This is a genomic window from Bradyrhizobium algeriense (assembly GCF_003062295.1).
Taxonomy (GTDB): domain Bacteria; phylum Pseudomonadota; class Alphaproteobacteria; order Rhizobiales; family Xanthobacteraceae; genus Bradyrhizobium; species Bradyrhizobium algeriense.
Genome location: NZ_PYCN01000297.1, coordinates 1 through 416, shown reverse-complemented (window position 1 = coordinate 416; position 416 = coordinate 1). Strand labels below are relative to the sequence as shown.

General features: G+C 57.0%; 1 protein-coding gene. It reads left to right on the top strand.

The window, feature by feature from the left end:
- On the top strand, nucleotides 1-278 hold a 278-nt coding region (locus C7G61_RS43585; RefSeq protein WP_190242305.1), incomplete at its 5' end, for a transposase.
- Nucleotides 279-416: the final 138 nt, after the last annotated feature.

Below are 416 nucleotides of genomic sequence, written 5' to 3'. Positions count from 1 at the left end.
CCGAGGCCCGTCGCATCCTGCGTCGCCTCGAATTCCACTGCACCCCGAAACACGCCAGTTGGCTCAACATGGTCGAGTGCGAGATCAGCGTGCTGCAGCGCCAGTGTCTCGGCCGCCGCATCGACGATCCCAAACGGCTCCGAAAAGAGATCGCAGCATGGCAACGGCAGCGAAACAAAGCACGAGACCGCATCAAATGGATGTTCACAACCGACAAAGCCCGCGCCAAACTCGGCCGCGCATATCCAACCACCGCCAAAGAGTCAAAATTACTGTGATGAACCACTAGCAGTCCGCTGAAAAACCATGAAATGGAGAGTTTTTTTATTCTGGCCGGTCGTTGTTGGGGCGACGCGGCGGAGTTGGATGTAAATTTCTAGCCTGGTGTTGGGTGCACCTGACGCGGGGTGGCTAAG